The organism is Streptomyces sp. NPDC001513 (assembly GCF_042894695.1).
In the GTDB taxonomy this organism is placed as follows: Bacteria; Actinomycetota; Actinomycetes; order Streptomycetales; family Streptomycetaceae; genus Streptomyces.
Genome location: NZ_JBIAVU010000004.1, coordinates 213,413 through 229,824, shown reverse-complemented (window position 1 = coordinate 229,824; position 16,412 = coordinate 213,413). Strand labels below are relative to the sequence as shown.

Sequence of the window (16,412 nt, the reverse complement as noted above, 5' to 3'; positions counted from 1 at the left end):
GTGGGGGTCTTAACCTACGCGGATCTCATGGCCTTGGACCTCGCCGGCCTCGGCACCGCCGCGGCCGACTGGAGGACCGTGGCCGGCGAGCTGGCCAAGCTGGAGAGCGATGCCCGCGGCGGACTCGTCAAGAAGTCGGACGAAGCCCGCTGGGTGGGGGTCAACGCCGGGGTGACGAGGGAGTTCATCGGCAAGGCGGCCAAGGAGTTCTCCGACCTCCAGAAGGAGGCCGACAGCATCGCGAACGTCCTCGCGGACGCGCACGCCGAGTTGACCCAGTATCAGAAACAGGCTCAGTACCTCACCGAGGACGCCGCCAAGGGAGACCCGTCCCGCAATCCGCCGGACCTCGGACTCGCGGTCCTCAACGGCGCGGACGGCACGGTGATCGTCACCGTTACCGTCTGCGAGCCCGGGGAGACCGACCAGCGCACACTGGACCGGATCCGGTGGTACCGGGACACCCTCAACGGCATAATCCGGCACGCCGCGGAAGTCGACGCCGCCGCCGCACGGGCCCTGCGGAACAGCCACGGCAGCGACGCGCAGAACGCGGGCCACGCCCGGTACACCTCGCTCGACGAGGAACAGTTCCCGCGCGCCTTGGAGCTCGCCGCTCTCGGGAAGGGCGCGAATCCGCAGCAGCGGGCGGAGCTGCACCGCCTGTGGGAATCTCTGAGTCCGGCTGCACGGGCCCAGCTCTGGCTGGCCCGGAAGGACGAACTGATGGCGGCGGGCATCCTGAGCCCGACCATGCCGCAGGTCGCGCCGGACGCCGGTGCCGGGGCGTACAACTCCGAATCGGACGGATTCGACGACTGGAGGACCAAGAAGAAGATGGAACTCCTGATCCAGGCCGCCGACTTCAAGGGCATGACCGACGCCGCCCGGCACATGTCGCACTACCTCGGCAACAGCGGCAGTCCCATGAACCTGCCGGTGGACACGATGATGGCGGACGTGCCCGAATTCAAAACGTACGTCGACAACATCGTCCGGAAGAACCAGGACGCCTGGCTCACGCAGGCGCTGGAGGAGTTCCGGAAGAACGGCGGGCAGCCGATCGCCTTCCCCGTCGAGGCCAAGGCACTCAACGGCTTCTACTTCAGCAAGGACGTCGACGCGAACTGGTTCTACGCGGTGGGCGGGACCAACAGCAATGTCACCGGGGTCGTCACGGCGGTTCCCGACGAGAACGGAAACCCCAGGATCAGCATCGACTACCAGGCCAACGTCTGGGACCGCTACAACTGGGACAAGGGCAAGGGCGTCGAAATCGGCCCCCTCTCGATCCCCGACGGGGACATGGCCGAGCTGCACCGGGCGGGGGTCGCCCAGGAGTTCGACATGTCCGGCAGCAGCGGGGTGCGGCACTACGAGCTGGGGACCGCCGAGGCCGGCAATCAGGCGCCGCTCCCCGGTCCCGGGGAGAGCAGGGACGGACGGACCAATCCCGGCCGGGAGCAACAGCAGGACCGGCCGCCGACGACGGGTGGCGGGAGGGGCACAGTACGATGACCGGATTCCCCAAGGGCGGCACCCGGACCTCCCGCCCCCGGCTGCTCGCGGTGCGGGCCGCAGCAGGCGTGATCGCCATCCTTCTCGGAGTGGCGGGGTGCACCGGTCCGGCCGGCTCCGGGGACGGCACGGGACCGACATCGGGCTCCGGCTGGGCGGCCGGCATCACACCGGAGTGGATGAGCCGGCAGATGGGTCTCCCGGTGCCGAGTACGGCAGGGTCACCGGAGGCCGCGTACGAGAGCACCTCCCGCTACGACACGGGCCTGCTCACCTTCACACTGACCCGGGCCGAAGCGGACACGTACCTGAAGGAGAACCCCCCGACGGGCAAGTTGCTGGAGCCCACGGCCGCCGCTGCCGTCCCACCGCACGACTTCGCCCACTTCGGCCTTCCGGAGCCGGAGACGTTCAAGGACGGCCTTCGCTACGGCGACGTCTGTCCGGGCTCGAACGCGGGCGGGCCGACCGCGCTCCCGTCCGGAGTGCCGGAGGCGTACGACACGTCCGAGAAGCGCTGCGTCCTCCTCTACCTCCACGCGTACGCTCCGGACCGCACCCGCGTCTACCTGAGGGCTCACTACGGGCCCGGGACCGCACCGGCCCGACCGAGCCCCTGACCCCGCCGCCGCTTCCGGACGAGGGCGGCTACGAGACCGTCCGCCGCGACACCACCCGCAACGAGCACGAGGTCACCACTGCGACCAGCACCAACGACATCGCCCGTGACCTCACCATGTGGCTGGCCGCCCGGCCGTACTCCGGCCGGCACGAGTATCAGCTACTCACGCCATCTGAAGGACGAGGCATGAGGATGGGCCCGGCGATACCGGCGGGCCGGCCCGGAATCGACGCAGGAGAGTGCTCACCACGGTTCTCCAAAACTTCGGGCGCGGGGACCGCGACTCACCGCCAAGGAGTCGGTACAACGAGACCGGTGACGTGGCGGGGGCGACGGGCGGTGTTGCGCCGAGGCCGGGCTGATCATGCCAGCCGGGTCGTGTGAGTTGTCCGGAGCGCTGGTGCTCCAGGGATTCGCCGGCCACGGGACGATCCCTCGGCAGCCCCGCATCGGCGGCTTCGGCCCGGAGCAGGGCTCGCCGGGCCGAAGCCCTCGATGATGAGCCCGTCCTTGTCCAGGCAGACCGTGAAGGGAACGAACGATGGGGTCTGCTGCCTGCGCGGACCATCTCTTCTGGCGATGGCCACCGAAACCGTTCACGAGGGGGAGCCGGGGATCCTCCGGCAGATCATCCGAAGGCAGGACACCGGGCGCAGCACTGTCCCGGTGCACTGGGAGTACTCCTCACCTCCTGGGAGGAATCATGAGTGCACGCACCAGGAGCTACGCGGCCGACGCATGTCAAGACGCCGGAAGCCTGGCCCTGACCGCCCAGGCGGGCTCGGCCGCCTTCTCGTGCTGCAGCCGATCAAGTCGGCAGAGGAACAGCACACAGCCGGAAACCGCGGCCCCGCACACCTGTGGCCGGATGGCTGCTGCGTCAGACTGAGGTTTGACTCGGACACGTCACTTGGTTGGCTGGCGGTCACTTGGCGTGCCGCGAGCATCACAGGAGTAACGGAAGGTGACGAGGATGAGCCGGAACAGCCTGCCGCGGCGCTGGCCGCTGGTGGGGCGTGAGCCCCAGCTGCAAGACTTCGACGAGGTTCTGCGGGATCCCCGGCGCACGGGTTTCCTGCTCTTCGGGCCTGCGGGGGTGGGCAAGTCCCGGCTGGCCGAAGAGTGCCTGGAACTGGCGATCGCTGCAGGACACCGCATCGGCAGGGCGGTCGCCACTGCGGCCGCTGCGTCGGTTCCGTTGGGAGCCTTGGCCCACCTGCTACCCGCCGATGTCGAGTTGTCCGAGCCGGTATCAGGGTTCGCGGCAGTGGCCAGGCGGCTGTCGCAGCCCGGAGCAGCGCAGTCCCGCATGGTGATCCTGGTCGACGATGTTCACCTCCTCGACGCGACATCGGCGATGCTCCTGAGGCAGCTGATGGACGCCGGGACCGCCTTCTTGCTGGGAACAGTCCGGTCGGGGGACGTCGAGGAATCCGTGGCTGTGGCTGCGCTCGGGCATGGGGACGGGGTGCTGCGGGCGGACCTCGACGAGTTCGATCGTCAGCAGGTCGAGACGCTGTTGGAGCGGGTCCTCGGCAGATCAGTGGGAAAGCACGCGGTCAACCAGTTGTTCACCACGAGTGGCGGCAACCCGCTCTATCTGCACGAACTGGTGCTGGGAGCGGTGGAAGCCGGCGTGCTGACCTGCGACGGCGAGATCTGGGAAATGACCGTGGACCAGCTGCCAGGCACGCGGCGCCTCACCGACCTGATCCGCTCCCGGCTCTCCGTGGCCTCGCCCGCGGGCCGACAGGTGCTCGACGTGCTGTCGCTGTGTGAACCCCTGTCTCTGGACCGTCTCGAGATGGATGCGGACCAAAGGACACTCGACGGCCTGGAGCACGCAGGACTGATCGTCGTCGCTCAGGAGGAACGACGCACCGCGGCCCGTCTCGCCCACCCCCTCTACGGCGAGATCCTGCGTGCCGACATGCCCACGCGGCGCCGACGGGCTGTCTTGACGAGACAGATGCAATTGCTGAGGAAGAGCGGGGCCCGCCGCCGAGAGGACGCGATCCACCTCGCGACCTACGAGCTGGCAGCCACGGGTACGGCCGACCCCGCTCTGCTGGTGCGTGCGGCTGCCCTCGCCACGCACTCCCGCGAGTATCCGCGTGCGCTGGGCCTGCTCCAGGCGATCCCGCAGAAGCAACGTGGCTTCCAGGTCCGGCTGCTGCTGGGAAAGACGCTGTACGAGGCCGGCGAGTTCCAGCAAGCCGAGGACGTACTGGCCGAGACCGACGCCATGGCCGGGGACGAGCATGAAGTCCTGGCAGCGGTGCTGGTGCGGACCCAGAACCTCATCTGGGGGCTCGGGGCACCCTACGAGAAGGTTCTCGACGTCATCGATGCGGCCCGTGTCCGGATCAGTAGCCCGTTCGGCTTCCGCGCCCTGAAGGTCAACGAAGCTGCCAGCGCCTTCGCTGTAGGGGAGTTCACGCACAGCCTTGCCGCGTGCGCGGACCTCGAACCGGACCCCGGGCAGGCCCCGGACATCCAGATGTGGCTGATGGCAGCCACGACCCGGGCCGTGGCGCTCGCCTTCCTGGGCCGGGGAGAGGAGGCCGAGGACTGGGCCCGACGCGCCATCGCCGCCGCGGCGGCGTCCGGCGATCAGCCTGACATCCTGGCCACACACGAGGCGGCACTGCAGTCCATCCTCGCGCTGGCCCTGACAGAGAACGGCCGCTTGGCCGAGGCCCGCGCGGTGGGCGAACAGGCCCTCTTGGGCCTCGGCGACACGCGGGTGCACACCGAGCGTCGGCTCCTGCTGTTCCACTTGGGGCGCGGAGCCATGCTCGCCGGGCACCCGGGGGAAGCCCGCCGCCGGTTCGCCGAGGTCGTCCGCGGGTCACGCCCCCACACCGCGGTGGTGCTGCCGATGGCCTTGGCAGGTCTGGCGGGGGCCGCTGCCTTGCAAGGGGACATCGAGGCGGCGGAAGCGGCCCTGGCCGAACGCAATGAGCTCCCTTGCTCGACGTACCTTCCCGAGGAAAGGCTGGGAGAGGCGTGGCTGCACGTTGCCCGAGGTGCACTCACCCGGGCCCGGGCCGTACTGACGGCGGCAGCCCAGGATGCGTTCGAGCGCGGACAGACCACTTTCGAGGCAATCCTGTTGACCGATCTCGTCAGGCTCGGAGGGCCGCGCGAGGCGGCCGCCGGGAGGCTGACGGAGATCGCGGACGCGTGCGGCGGGCGCTTTCACCGGGCCCGCGCCGACCTGGCCGCCGCATGGGCCGCGAACGACCCCGACGGCCTGCTCGCCGCAGCAGAGACGCTGGAGACGATAGGAGCGGACCTGCTGGCGGCAGAGGCAGCAAGTACCGCCGCCGCACTCCTCAATGAGGCCGGGCAGTCCCGCCGGGCCAACGACGCCGCCGCCCGGGCCGAGGCCATTGAAGCCCGCTGTGAGGGAGCCAGGACCCCTGCGCTGATGGCCCGCCACGACCTCGTCCAGCTCACCAGACGAGAACACGAGATCGCACTGCTCGCCGCCCGGGGCATGCCCAGCAAGAACATCGCCGCCGAACTGGTCATCTCTGTCAGGACCGTCGACAACCACCTGCAGCGTGTCTACGCCAAGCTCGGCCTCACCACCCGCCGGGAACTGGCCAACCGGCTTCTCCCATGAAACCAGTGGGTGCCGTAGCGGGTGACGATCCCTTGCCAGGCCTTCCCCGAACACCATCCACAAGACGGGGGAGACCGACCAGAACGTGCCGAACCAGCCTCTGGGAGCGTGGGCCGCGACAGGCGGACCCGCACCGACGACCGACGGCGACCGCGGGCAGTGAGACCGTGTCCGGCTTGGTGGGGTTGCGGAGGCGGTTGTAGCAGCAGATGGCGGCTGCCGGCCCGAGGAAGGCCAGGTGGTTGACCGTTGGTTGGGGCGGCGTAGGCCGGTCAGCCAGGACATGGTCGGCTCGATTGACGGTGGGAACAACGACTCCGCGAATTCCCACAGCCCATCCGGCTCCGCGCACCCCGCCCCATGCCGGAATCCAACGACGCCTCACCACACGAACGTAGGGCCATGAACATCGAGATTGTGGGTCATATATTCTGAGCTCACCGAGGTCGCTCAGAGCGCTTGGCGGTTGCTGAGGCCACGACAAAGGGGGGTGGGCTAATGATGAGGATCTGGCCATGGAACCACCCCCCTCCTCGGAATACTTACTGATCGATTCAGAATGAGACTCGGAGTCGGCGTAAGTAGACGATGTGGTAGGCGAGTGTCCGCGATGTGATTCACACGTCCAACGAGACCTGGCTCGCGTGCCTGAACCTTCGATGCGCGACGAGGGCTTCGTCGGCCCGGCCGTCCGCCGGCGACCTACCGACGCACCCACGGGATCACCCACTTCCACGGTGCTACTCCGTCGGCGATGACCAGGTGAGGGGAGCAACCGGCGACGCAAAGACATCGACCACACCTGGGCCGCGCTGAGAACGATCCGGGCGGCCCGCCCGGACGGTGCCCCGGTCCAGGTGATCCTCGACAACCTCTCCTCCCACCTCAACGGGAGAATCCGCCTTAAAGGCTGGCTCCACCCTTGCTAGGGTGCCGGGATTTCCTGGGGCGGCATCTTCCAAGCCCCTATTGGGCCCCAGTGGTATGCGGAACCTTTCGGCAAAGGGCAGCCTTGGTATTGAGTTCTCGGGTCCCGCGGTCCAGGAGAAGCTCTGCCTGTCTGTTCGGAATGGAAGGAGATGTCTCGACGGAGTCACTCGCTCGTACGTTGGCGACTCCGTACGGCACGATCGCTTGACGTCGGCGACCGCTGTGCGCGAAGGGCGCGCACAGCGGTCGAACGGTGAGGGTCGCCGGTGGTTACATCGGGATCTCGATGATGTCGATGTCCCTGACACCACCCCAGCACCAGCCGGCAGTGGTGGAGGACCACGTCCCGGCCCGGCCGTTGACGACACTGCTCCAGGCGGTGCTCCCGTTGACGCAAGTCACCTTCGCCTGCCACTTGCTCCACGCGGGGCTGTCAGCCGGAGTCCAGCAGGACGGTGCACCTCGTGTGAATCCGGCCGAAGCTGTCGTCCACAGGTCACAAGTGATCCCGTAGTAGGGCTTGTAGACGCGGGTCCCGGGAACTGCTGCGGACGCCGCGGGTGCGGTCGCGACCACACCCGCGACGGCCATGGCTGCCGCGGTTGCCGCGACGGCCGTTCTCTGAACGAGCTTGCGCATTCCTTCTCCTGTCGGTGACGGCCTGCTGCGGGCACGCGTACCTGCTGCACCCGCCGGCAAGGGCTGCTCCTTGCCGAAGCCAAGACAAGCCTGCCGACCGCATCCCAGGGTCAACAGAGCACCGAATACTCAGGATTGGAGCTGAGGCCGGGTGCCCCACGGTGCCATTGCGGGGGCGGCGTTACGTGTCCAAGACCGATGCCGGCAGAGTGTTCCGAGTGCGTGCTGATCTTGTTCCGCATGACCTGTGGGAGTGGGTGGCTCCGCTGCTGCCGTCCGCTCCCGAACGGCGTCGTCGCCACCTGGGTCGACTTCGGGTTCCGGACCGGTGCCGCCTGGCGCGATGTTCCGGCCGAGACCGTGGGTTGTTCCGGGGTGACGCCCTGGCGCAGGCTGCGAGACCGGACCGAGGCCGGCGTCTGGCCGCGTATGGTCGCGCCTGCCTGCCGCCTTGCTGGCCGAACTGCGTCGCGCTGGCCTCCTGGGCCTGGACGACTGCGCCGTGGACGGGTCGCATGGAAAACTGACGTGCCGGCAGTCAGATCTGTTGGAGATCGGCTGAGGCGAAGGACGCGGCGCTGCGGGAGATGCGGCTGAAGCTGCATCACGTGGTCGAGATGGATTGGTGGTTTCGCAGCCAGGACTGGCCGGGCTACCACGAAGTCCTGCGCCGGATCATCGCTGCCGGCGGACCGGAGACCCAGGAGGCGACGGGTCCGGCCGACGCCGCCTTGTAGTGCCGGACACTCGACTGGATGTCCCCGCCTGGAAACGCGAGCACGGTCGTCCTGGTCGGGTTTCGATGTGGGCGGCCACGGCGGGCTAGGTCCCCTTACGCCCACTGCGACCGTAGGGCAGGCTCTCCTGTGCTGAGCTGTTTCCGTCCGGCTCATGCACCGCCTTCAGCGGTCGCTCGGACTGCCGTCGGCCGCGATAGACGTCTTCCCGGTCCCGCATGCCGCCACCACGGTGGCCTGCATACCAGCCTCCGGAATCTGTTGCCCGGCGCTGGGCTGGGGTGTGGCGCCTTGGGGGGTGTCGTCGCCCGCGGGCGGGCGTTTCATCGCCCTGTCGGTCGCCGCGGCCTCCGGCGCCGCTTCTCGTACGCCTCCCGGATTCCGCCGGCCAGCCCCAGGAGCACAGCCGCCCCGACCGCCACCTCGGCTGCGGTGCGCAGGCCCCGGCCGTGGACGTCGCCGGCAGCCCGCGGGGAGACCTTGCCCTGCGGGTCGTGCACCACCGCCAGGGACTCGCCTTCCTTCGCGAGCCGCGAGGGAGTGTCCAGGTGCTCCGGGCCGCCCGCGGGGCAGTTCAGGCGGTGGTCGTACGAGGTCCGGCTCGTGGAGGTCCAGTGACCCTCGGCGTCCATGGAGGATTCCGTCTCGGTGTGCTCGGTGACCTTCAGCACGATGCAGCTGATCTCGACGCCCCGGTCCTCCAGCGCGGTGTGCCCCACGGACGCGAGTGCCAGGATGACGCCGAGGCCGGCAGGGAGGGCGGACAGCGCGATGAGCGAGGCTCCGCGCCGCGCGGCGAGGGCGGCGTGCCAGCCGAGCAGGACCAGTGGGAGCAGCAGCCCGCCGAGGAAGAGCCCCCAGTTGCCCAGCGATCCGTATGCCGACTCCCACGCCACCCAGAACGCCAGGGCTGCGGTCAGCGGCGGCGCGGCCAGTGCCACTGCGGTCCGCCATAGTCCGCGTGCCCATCCCCCATGCCAGCCCGCCATGCCCGCCCCCGTGGCTCGTACTTGTGCGCTCCAGGTAACCGCGACGGCAGGGGGCGCGTAAAGAGCGCGGCCGTCCGGCCCGACTGAGGAGGGAGGCGCCTGGTGACGCTGCGCCCGCCGGTTGGAGCCGATGCCGGCGCAGGCCGCCGAGGCGCTGCCGGGCCCGGGAGTGCTGGCGGGCGGCGCCGCCTTCATCGAGGTTCGGCTCATGACAGGCTGTCCTCCTGAGCACTGGGGGAGCTGTGACAGAGGTCGGTGGATGGATCTGGGAACGCAACCTGCGGTCGTTCCTGGAATTGCTGTCGCACTACGTGGGCTACGGCTTCGATGCCACCGACTGGGAGACGGTGGCACTGGCGGTCGAGGCGACCGACGATGAGCAGACCGACGGCTGGTACTCGTACCCCTTGGTGGGCGAGCACCGCGAGGTCGAGGTTCGGCTGGCGCGTGTGGTCGGCGGCGCTGAGGTCATGCTGGCCGTGAAGGGAGCCCTCACGCCCGAACTGGAGGTCCGGGCGGACACTCTCCTGGCCGCATTCTCGGCTGCCTGATCCCACGCGGGGCAAGGTCAACTTGACCCGTTGGCCGCATGAGGTGTCTTCCTCCGCGAGAGCCGGGGGAGGCTGTCGTGTGCCAGGCTCGGAGGGGCGGTCGATGAGGCCCTCCAAGAGTGGTTCTCACCTCGCCCTGCGAGCCGATGCTCGCCCAGGCCGCCGCACCCCGGAGGCAGGTAACAGGCCCGCCTCACGGCAGCAGGAGGAACCCCTGAGCGATCCCCTGCCGAGTGCGTGTCGGCGGAAGGTACCCCTCCCGGCCCGTCGTGTTCACCGTGTCCGGATCCTCCGGTTCAGTCGTGGCACCGGACCGGGTGCGGTCTCGGCGGGGCGCACGAACGTCCAGGCGACCGCCCCGGCCCATGGTCAGGGCGGTCGCGCGTCCCCGCCATGTCGTATGTGACTACCTGTCATAATTCGTCCCATTCCATCGGCTCGGTCGGGAGGATTGCTATGACCATCTGTCAAACAGTGACGGAGGTGGGCGCGCAGGAGGCCCTCCCGTCGTCGGCGCCGCCTGGTCTTCGAGTGCATCGCTCGTGGTGGGGTGGGTTGCTGCGGGCGCTGGTGGCAGGTCTCGTCCTGGTGGCCGGCCTGGCCCTGCCCATGGTGGCCCCGCAGCCCGCCCAGGCCGTGCCGCCCGGCACCTACGCCTACGTTGCCAACTTCCACGCTGACACGGTGTCGGTGATCAACACGGCGACGAACGCGGTGGTGGTCACGGTTCCCGTCGGCGATGCGCCGTGGGGAGTGGCGGTGTCGCCGAACGGCACTCGCGCCTACGTCACCAACCGCGCCGATGCCACGGTGTCCGTGATCAACACCGCGACCGACACGGTCGTCGCCACCGTCTCCGTCGGCCTTGAGCCCCTGGGGGTGGCGGTGTCGCGGGACGGCACCCTCGCCTACGTCACCAACTTCGGCGCGAACACGGTGTCCGTGATCAACACGCACACCAACACGGTCGTCGCCACCCTTCCCGTCGGCGATGCTCCCATCGGGGTGACGGTGTCGCCGAACGGCACCCGTGCCTACGTCACCAATTCCGACGATGACACGGTGTCTGTGATCAAGACGGCGACGACTACGGTCGTGGCCACCATCCCCGTCGGCGGCTTCCCGTTCGGGGTGGCGGTGTCTCCGGACAGCACCCTCGCCTACGTCACCAATTCAGACGACGACACGGTGTCCGTGATCAACGCGGTGACGAACATGGTCGTCGCCACCGTCCTCGTCGGCGATGTGCCCCAGGGGGTGGCGGTGTCGCGGGACGGCACCCGCGCCTACGTCATCAACGCCAACGCCGACACGGTGTCGGTGATCAACACGGTGTCGAACACGGTTGTCGCCACCATCTCCGTCGGCGATGCGCCTCGAGAGGTGGCGGTGTCGCCGGACGGCACCCGCGCCTACGTCACCAACGCCAACGCCGACACGGTGTCCGTGATCAACATCGCCAACAACGCCGTCGTGGACACCGTCCCCGTCGGCGACCTCCCGTTCGGGGTGGCGATCGGGGTCGTGCCCCGGCCGACGCCGGCGCTGACGCTGATCAAGCTCACCGCCGGCGGGACGTTCACCCAGGGCGAGCAGGGCGCCTACACCCTCACCGTCACCAACACCGGCGACCTGCCCACCGACGGCAGCACCGTCACCCTCACCGATACCCTCCCCACCGGCCTGACCCCGGTCAGCTTCTCCGGCACCGGATGGACCTGCACCCTCACGCCGCTGTTCTGCACCCGCAGCGACATCCTCGCCCCCGGCGCCAGCTACCCGCCCCTCACCCTCACCGTCCAGATCGCCCCCAACGCGCCGAAGCAGGTCACCAACACCGCCACTGTCACCGGCGGCGGCGCCACCGGCAGCAGCATCGCCACCTCAACCACCACCGTCGACAGGAAGCACCAACCCAAGCCCCCGCACCACGACCGCCCAGGCCACGGCAAGCCGGGTCACGGGAAGCCCGACCACGGCAAACCCGGCAAGCCCGGCCACGGCCGCCCCAACCACGGCCACCGCCCCGGACCCCGATAACCGCACACCTGCATGACGAACGCCCCGGCGCCCACCACCCGCCCTCCGGGCCACCGGCGTCGGGGCCCCACACCACACAACCCCACACCACGGCCCGCAACCCGCAGGCTCCGCCGACCGTTCGCACCCGACCGGACCACCGATCAGACCGCGCTGCGTGACTCACTTGCCGGAACGGCCGAACTCGCGCTGACCTGCACGTTCTCTTGACAACCCCAGAAAAGGGAGGGAACCGCGGGCACTCCATGGGGAAGTCGGTCATCGCAGGAGCTACCCGCGTACCACCTTCGGCCCGTCCAGGCGATCGCGGAGGTGAACGACGGCTCGGTGCGGCTGGCCGCGCCGTACCAGGCGTTCAGCGAGGGCGATGGCACCTTCCACCGTTCCGGAGCGAAGGAGCTCCTCGTCGGATCTGGTGAACTCGGCCAGCTCCGCTTCGGCGTCCACGGCGCGGCCGCTCAACCTCATCACCTCGGCCCTCATGAGCGCCTGCTCCTGGCGGTTTCCACCGTGGCGAGTGAAGTAGTCGCCGATATAGGTGAGGGCGTCGTCGGCCCGCCCGGAATCGACCAGGATGCGGCAGAGCAGGTGAATGATCCAGTCGCTGTCGCCGCCGGCCGTCTCCGCGACCGTGCGCAGCACGTCGACCGCTTCGTCGTGGTGGCCATGACGGGCAAGCAGCTCGGCGAGGCCGAAGGCCGCATGGGGATTCCCGGTATCGGCGGGTTGCCTGAGCAGGTCAACCGCTTCAGAAATCCGGTCCTGCTCTTCCAGCAACTGGACCAGGGCGGCCAAGGCGTACTCCTCGCCGCCGTCGGCCGGGAACGCGCGCAGCTCGGCCTCACGTCCGTGGCGGCCCAGGAGACGGGCAAGCTGCTCGGCGTGGTCTGCGTACACGAGACCATCGACACAAACGTGCCTGCCCAGCAGGTGGATTGCCTCGTCGATTCGGCCTTGGAGTTCCAGGAACCTGGCATGCAGAGGGACAGTGTCCACGGCATCCGAGCTCCAGGACTCGAACGGGTCCGTCGGGCCGGTCCCGAGATCGGGGAGTACTGCAGCAATCTCGGCGTCACGGCCGTGGCCCGCGGCGAGCTCCACCAGTTCCTCGGCGAGTAGGAGATCTGCAGCCCGCGGGCCGAGCAGGGCGACGACCTGGTCGAAGCGGTCCTGTCGAGCCAGCAGCCGTGCCAGGCCGCGCAGGGCGTACCGGTGCCCTGTGTCGGCGAGCGGACGCAGCAACACGATGGCCTCGTCGTGCCGCTCCCACTCGGCGAGCAGCCCGGCAACCGTGTCGACGGCAGGCCACCAGCCGGTGGCCGCGAACGGCTGGAGCAATAGCAGCGCCGCCGTCCGCCCGTCAGGGCCGGACTCGGCAGCGGCCTCGGCGAGCCGACGGGCACAGAACCAGTCACCGTTGGTCGCCGCGTGGCGCAGGACGTCGTGGTGGCCGTACTCGTGAAGGAGTGCGGCGACGGTGGGCGGTATCCATCCGTCGTACGTGCGATGGCGGTGGTCGAGGTCGGATCTTTCCATGGTCGCGCACCCTAACGTGCGCCGCCGACACGACCAGCGCATCCAGGAGCCCCGTGCGGAAAGCAACTTGGTGAGTACCGCAATCGCCACAGTGAGCCGTACCGGCGTTGAGCTGTGCGAACGCTCCCATGCGCCCGAACTCTCCGAGGACGCGGACGACCTCGACCCCCTGCTCCCGTAGCCCGTCGGACGCGTCGAGGACGGTTTCACCGGGCCGTCGTACCGCAGACGGGCGTCGGAGGAGGGCCGCCCGGTCGACGTGCGAAGGGCTCCCGGGCGGACCTCTCTCCTCAGGCTGCCCTGTCCCCGGCCGAGTCGGGGTGAACGTGGCCGCAGCCTGCGCCGAACGGGATTCCCGGGACTCACCCGGATCGGGTGACACGACTGGTGATCACCAGTGATCACGGTTTGAGTGGGGAGCGCCCCCCCGCAGACCCGAGCCGACCTGACACCGGTGACCGCATGGAGAACGCCGCAGAGAACGCCCCAGAGCGCGCCCCAGAGAACCCCGCAGAACCCGCAGGGCGCGATTCACCCGTGCGTCCGCCGTCCGGGGACCCCATGCTCACGGCGCGCTTCGCCGTACCGGCCGTACCGCGGCTCCTCGTGCACCGGCCCGAGCTGCTCAAGCGCATGAGCGCCGGGGTGCGGGGGCCGCTCACCCTCGTCAACGGTCCGGCCGGTTCGGGCAAGACGGTGCTCGCCGCCCACTGGGCGGCGGCCGGCGGGCTCGCGCCGCGTCCCCCCGTATGGCTGACCGTCGAGCCGGGCGACGCCCCCGGCGCCCTCTGGGCGTACGTCCTGGAGGCCCTCCGCCGGGGCGGGGTGACACTGCCGGCCGGGGTGGGCCGGCCCACGCGGGCCGAAGGAGTGACCCGGTCGTTCCTGGTCCGTCTGGCGGAGGGGCTCGCCGCGTCGGCGCAGCCCGCGGTGCTCGTGCTCGACCAGTTCGACACGGCCCAGCCGCCCGCGGCGATGACGGAGGGACTGGACTTCGTGCTCCGGCACGCGGGCGGGGGCCTGCGCATCGTGCTCACCAGCCGCACGGACTCGCTCCTGCCGCTGCACCGCTACCGGACGGCCGGTGAGATCACCGAGATCCGCCAGGCGGACCTGAGGTTCACCCACGAGGATGCCGAGGCACTGCTGGCCGAGCACCGGCTGGAGGTCTCGCAGGAGGGGATCCGGCTGCTGGTGGAGCGGACCGAGGGGTGGGCGGCCGGGGTACGGCTGTGTGCCCTGGCGATGCAGCACAGCGCCGACCCCGAAACGTTCCTCCGCCAGTTCGCCGCCGACCGCACGATCATCGCCGACTACCTCCTCAAGGAAGTGCTCGACGCCCAGCCGCCGCCGACGCAGGACCTGCTGCTGCGGGTCTGCGTCACGGACCGCGTCCACCCGGACCTCGCGGACGAGCTGACCGGCCGTGACGACGCCGCCCGGACCCTCGCCGGACTGGCCCGCGACAACGCCTTCCTCGAACGGATCGACGCATCGGCCTGGTATCGGCTGCACCCGCTGTTCGCCGAGGTCCTGCGCGCGCACCTCCGGCAGCGCTGTCCCGGCCTCGAACCCCGGTTGCACGGGCGGGCGGCGCGCTGGCTGGCCCGGACGGGCCGGCTCACGGAGGCGGTCCTCCAGGGTGCGGCGGCCGGTGACTGGCCGTTCGCGGCGGCGCACCTGGTCGACAACCTGGCGCTCGGCCGGCTCCTCACCGGCCTGGACGCCGATCGGCTGGGCAGGGCGTTCGCCGGCATGCCGGCCGACCAGGCGGGTGCGGCGCCCGCCCTGGTCGGCGCGGCCCGCCGGCTGGCCGAACGGGACCTCACCGGATGCGAGGCGGGGCTGCGGCGGGCGGACACGCACCTGGGCCCCGACTCCGGCCCGGCGGCGCGGCTCGGCCGCGCCTTCCTCGGCGTACTCGCAGGGCGACTGGCGGACGACCCGACGGCCACCCGACGGGCGGCAGCCGAATTCGGCAGGCTGCTCCCCGAGCCGGCGCCGCACCTGCTCGCCGCGCGCCCCGAGATCCGCGCCCTGGTGCCGGCCGCCCTCGGCGCGGCCGAGCTCGGCGCCGGACACCTCGACCGCGCCGCCTTGGCCCTCACGTCCGCCGTCGACGCGTGCGGGGAGCCCGGTACGGAGTACCCGCTCTGCGACGCGCTCGGCTCACTGGCCCTGACCGAGCTGATGCGCGGCCGGCTGCGGCAGGCCACCGCGCATGCCCGCGCCTCGCTCGCCGTGGCCGAGCAGTACGCACTGCCGGCCGGGCGCCGGACCGGTGTCGGCCACCTCGCCCTCGCGGGCGTCGCCGTGGAGCAGGACGACCTGGCCGCCGCCCGGTGCCACCTCGACCTGGCGACCGCGGAGGCGGGGACCCGTCCGGAGCCCGTGGCCGCGGTGGCGGCCGCCGTCATCCGCGCCGGGATCGCCGCGGCCGAGGGCGACGGGGAGGCCGCGCTCGCCGCCCTCCGCGCGCTGCGGACGGCCGGGGCTCCGGTACCGCCGCACGCCTGGGCGGTGGCCGAGCTGGCCGCGGCCGAGTCGGCCGCCCACCTGGTACGCGGGGACGCCGCCGCGGCCCTGCGGGTCCTGGACGCGGTGGATGCCGGGGACGGCGAGCGCCCGGCGCACCTCGTGGCCAGGGCCCGCGCCCTGCTGGCGGCGGGCCGCGGCGAGGACGCGGCGCAGGCGCTGGCGGGCCTGCCGGACGACGACGGCGCCCCCACCCCCGTACGGGCACGCGCGCGCCTGCTCCAGGCGCAGATCGCAGCGGCCGACGGCGACCCCGAGGAGGCCCGCCGGCGGCTGGGGGAGGCGCTGGGCCTCGCCCGGCCGGAGGAACTGCGCCGGATGTTCACGGAGAGCGGCCCCTGGGTGCGCCGGATCCTGAGCCGGGACCCGCAACTGGCACGGCTGCACGGCTGGCTGTCCGCCCGCACCCCGGTGCGTACGCCGGCGTCGACGACCGGCGGGCAGCAGCCACCCGTCGTGGATCCGCTGAGCGGGCGCGAGACCGAGGTGCTGCGGAAGGCTGCCGAGCTGCTGTCGACCGAGGAGATCGCGGCCGCGCTGTACCTGTCGCCGAACACGGTGAAGACCCACCTGAAGAGCATCTACCGCAAGCTCTCCGTCGCCCGGCGCAGCGAGGCCGTCCACCGGGCGCAGGACCTCGGGATGCTGTGAGCCGGTCCGGCGGTCGGGGGTGGGCCCGGCCTT

Annotated in this window: 10 protein-coding genes and 2 pseudogenes; 9 read left to right on the top strand and 3 right to left on the bottom strand. The window is 70.6% G+C overall.

The genetic code is table 11. The features are described 5' to 3' along the window. Positions 1 to 27 precede the first annotated feature (27 nt). From ACFYZ4_RS10255 to ACFYZ4_RS10240, 4 genes and pseudogenes are all read left to right on the top strand, one after another. Positions 28 to 1,518 (top strand): hypothetical protein, encoded by a 1,491-nt coding sequence (locus ACFYZ4_RS10255; RefSeq protein ID WP_390783562.1) that lies wholly within the window; start codon positions 28 to 30, stop codon positions 1,516 to 1,518. Then, positions 1,515 to 2,138 (top strand): hypothetical protein, encoded by a 624-nt coding sequence (locus tag ACFYZ4_RS10250; RefSeq protein WP_390783561.1) that lies wholly within the window; start codon positions 1,515 to 1,517, stop codon positions 2,136 to 2,138. Before ACFYZ4_RS10255 ends, ACFYZ4_RS10250 begins: the two co-directional genes overlap by 4 nt. 975 nt (positions 2,139 to 3,113) lie before the next feature. Continuing rightward, a complete protein-coding gene (locus ACFYZ4_RS10245) occupies positions 3,114 to 5,771 on the top strand; it encodes a LuxR C-terminal-related transcriptional regulator (protein WP_390783560.1) in 2,658 nt (885 codons plus the stop codon). A gap of 679 nt (positions 5,772 to 6,450) precedes the next feature. Next, positions 6,451 to 6,673, top strand: a pseudogene (locus tag ACFYZ4_RS10240) (IS630 family transposase); the annotation flags it as partial. A gap of 298 nt (positions 6,674 to 6,971) precedes the next feature. Here the strand turns inward: ACFYZ4_RS10240 and ACFYZ4_RS10235 are convergent. Beyond that, positions 6,972 to 7,340 carry a hypothetical protein gene (locus tag ACFYZ4_RS10235; protein WP_390783559.1) on the bottom strand — a complete coding sequence of 123 codons (369 nt, stop codon included), beginning with the start codon at positions 7,338 to 7,340 and terminating at the stop codon, positions 6,972 to 6,974. Positions 7,341 to 7,558: 218 nt separating this feature from the next. Here ACFYZ4_RS10235 and ACFYZ4_RS10230 point away from each other — a divergent pair. Both ACFYZ4_RS10230 and ACFYZ4_RS10225 read left to right on the top strand, forming a co-directional pair. Next, positions 7,559 to 7,857 (top strand): annotated as a pseudogene (locus ACFYZ4_RS10230) (IS5/IS1182 family transposase); the annotation flags it as partial. A gap of 70 nt (positions 7,858 to 7,927) precedes the next feature. Beyond that, complete coding sequence (locus ACFYZ4_RS10225; RefSeq protein WP_390783558.1) at positions 7,928 to 8,077, top strand: hypothetical protein; 150 nt, start codon at positions 7,928 to 7,930, stop codon at positions 8,075 to 8,077. A 323-nt stretch (positions 8,078 to 8,400) separates the two neighbouring features. On the opposite strand, the gene ACFYZ4_RS10220 is transcribed toward ACFYZ4_RS10225, so the two are convergent. Next, positions 8,401 to 9,018 carry a hypothetical protein gene (locus tag ACFYZ4_RS10220; protein ID WP_390783557.1) on the bottom strand — a complete coding sequence of 206 codons (618 nt, stop codon included), beginning with the start codon at positions 9,016 to 9,018 and terminating at the stop codon, positions 8,401 to 8,403. Between the two features lie 290 nt (positions 9,019 to 9,308). Between ACFYZ4_RS10220 and ACFYZ4_RS10215 the strand changes: the two genes are divergently transcribed. Continuing rightward, positions 9,309 to 9,617, top strand: coding sequence for a hypothetical protein (locus tag ACFYZ4_RS10215; RefSeq protein ID WP_390783556.1), 309 nt, complete (start codon positions 9,309 to 9,311; stop codon positions 9,615 to 9,617). A gap of 555 nt (positions 9,618 to 10,172) precedes the next feature. Then, a complete protein-coding gene (locus tag ACFYZ4_RS10210) occupies positions 10,173 to 11,657 on the top strand; it encodes a beta-propeller fold lactonase family protein (protein WP_390783555.1) in 1,485 nt (494 codons plus the stop codon). A gap of 270 nt (positions 11,658 to 11,927) precedes the next feature. Here ACFYZ4_RS10210 and ACFYZ4_RS10205 read toward each other — a convergent pair whose 3' ends face one another. Next, a complete protein-coding gene (locus ACFYZ4_RS10205) occupies positions 11,928 to 13,193 on the bottom strand; it encodes a tetratricopeptide repeat protein (protein ID WP_390783554.1) in 1,266 nt (421 codons plus the stop codon). Between the two features lie 561 nt (positions 13,194 to 13,754). Here ACFYZ4_RS10205 and ACFYZ4_RS10200 point away from each other — a divergent pair. Beyond that, positions 13,755 to 16,379: a LuxR C-terminal-related transcriptional regulator gene (locus tag ACFYZ4_RS10200; RefSeq protein WP_390783553.1), complete on the top strand. Its 2,625-nt coding sequence runs from the start codon at positions 13,755 to 13,757 to the stop codon at positions 16,377 to 16,379. Positions 16,380 to 16,412: the final 33 nt, after the last annotated feature.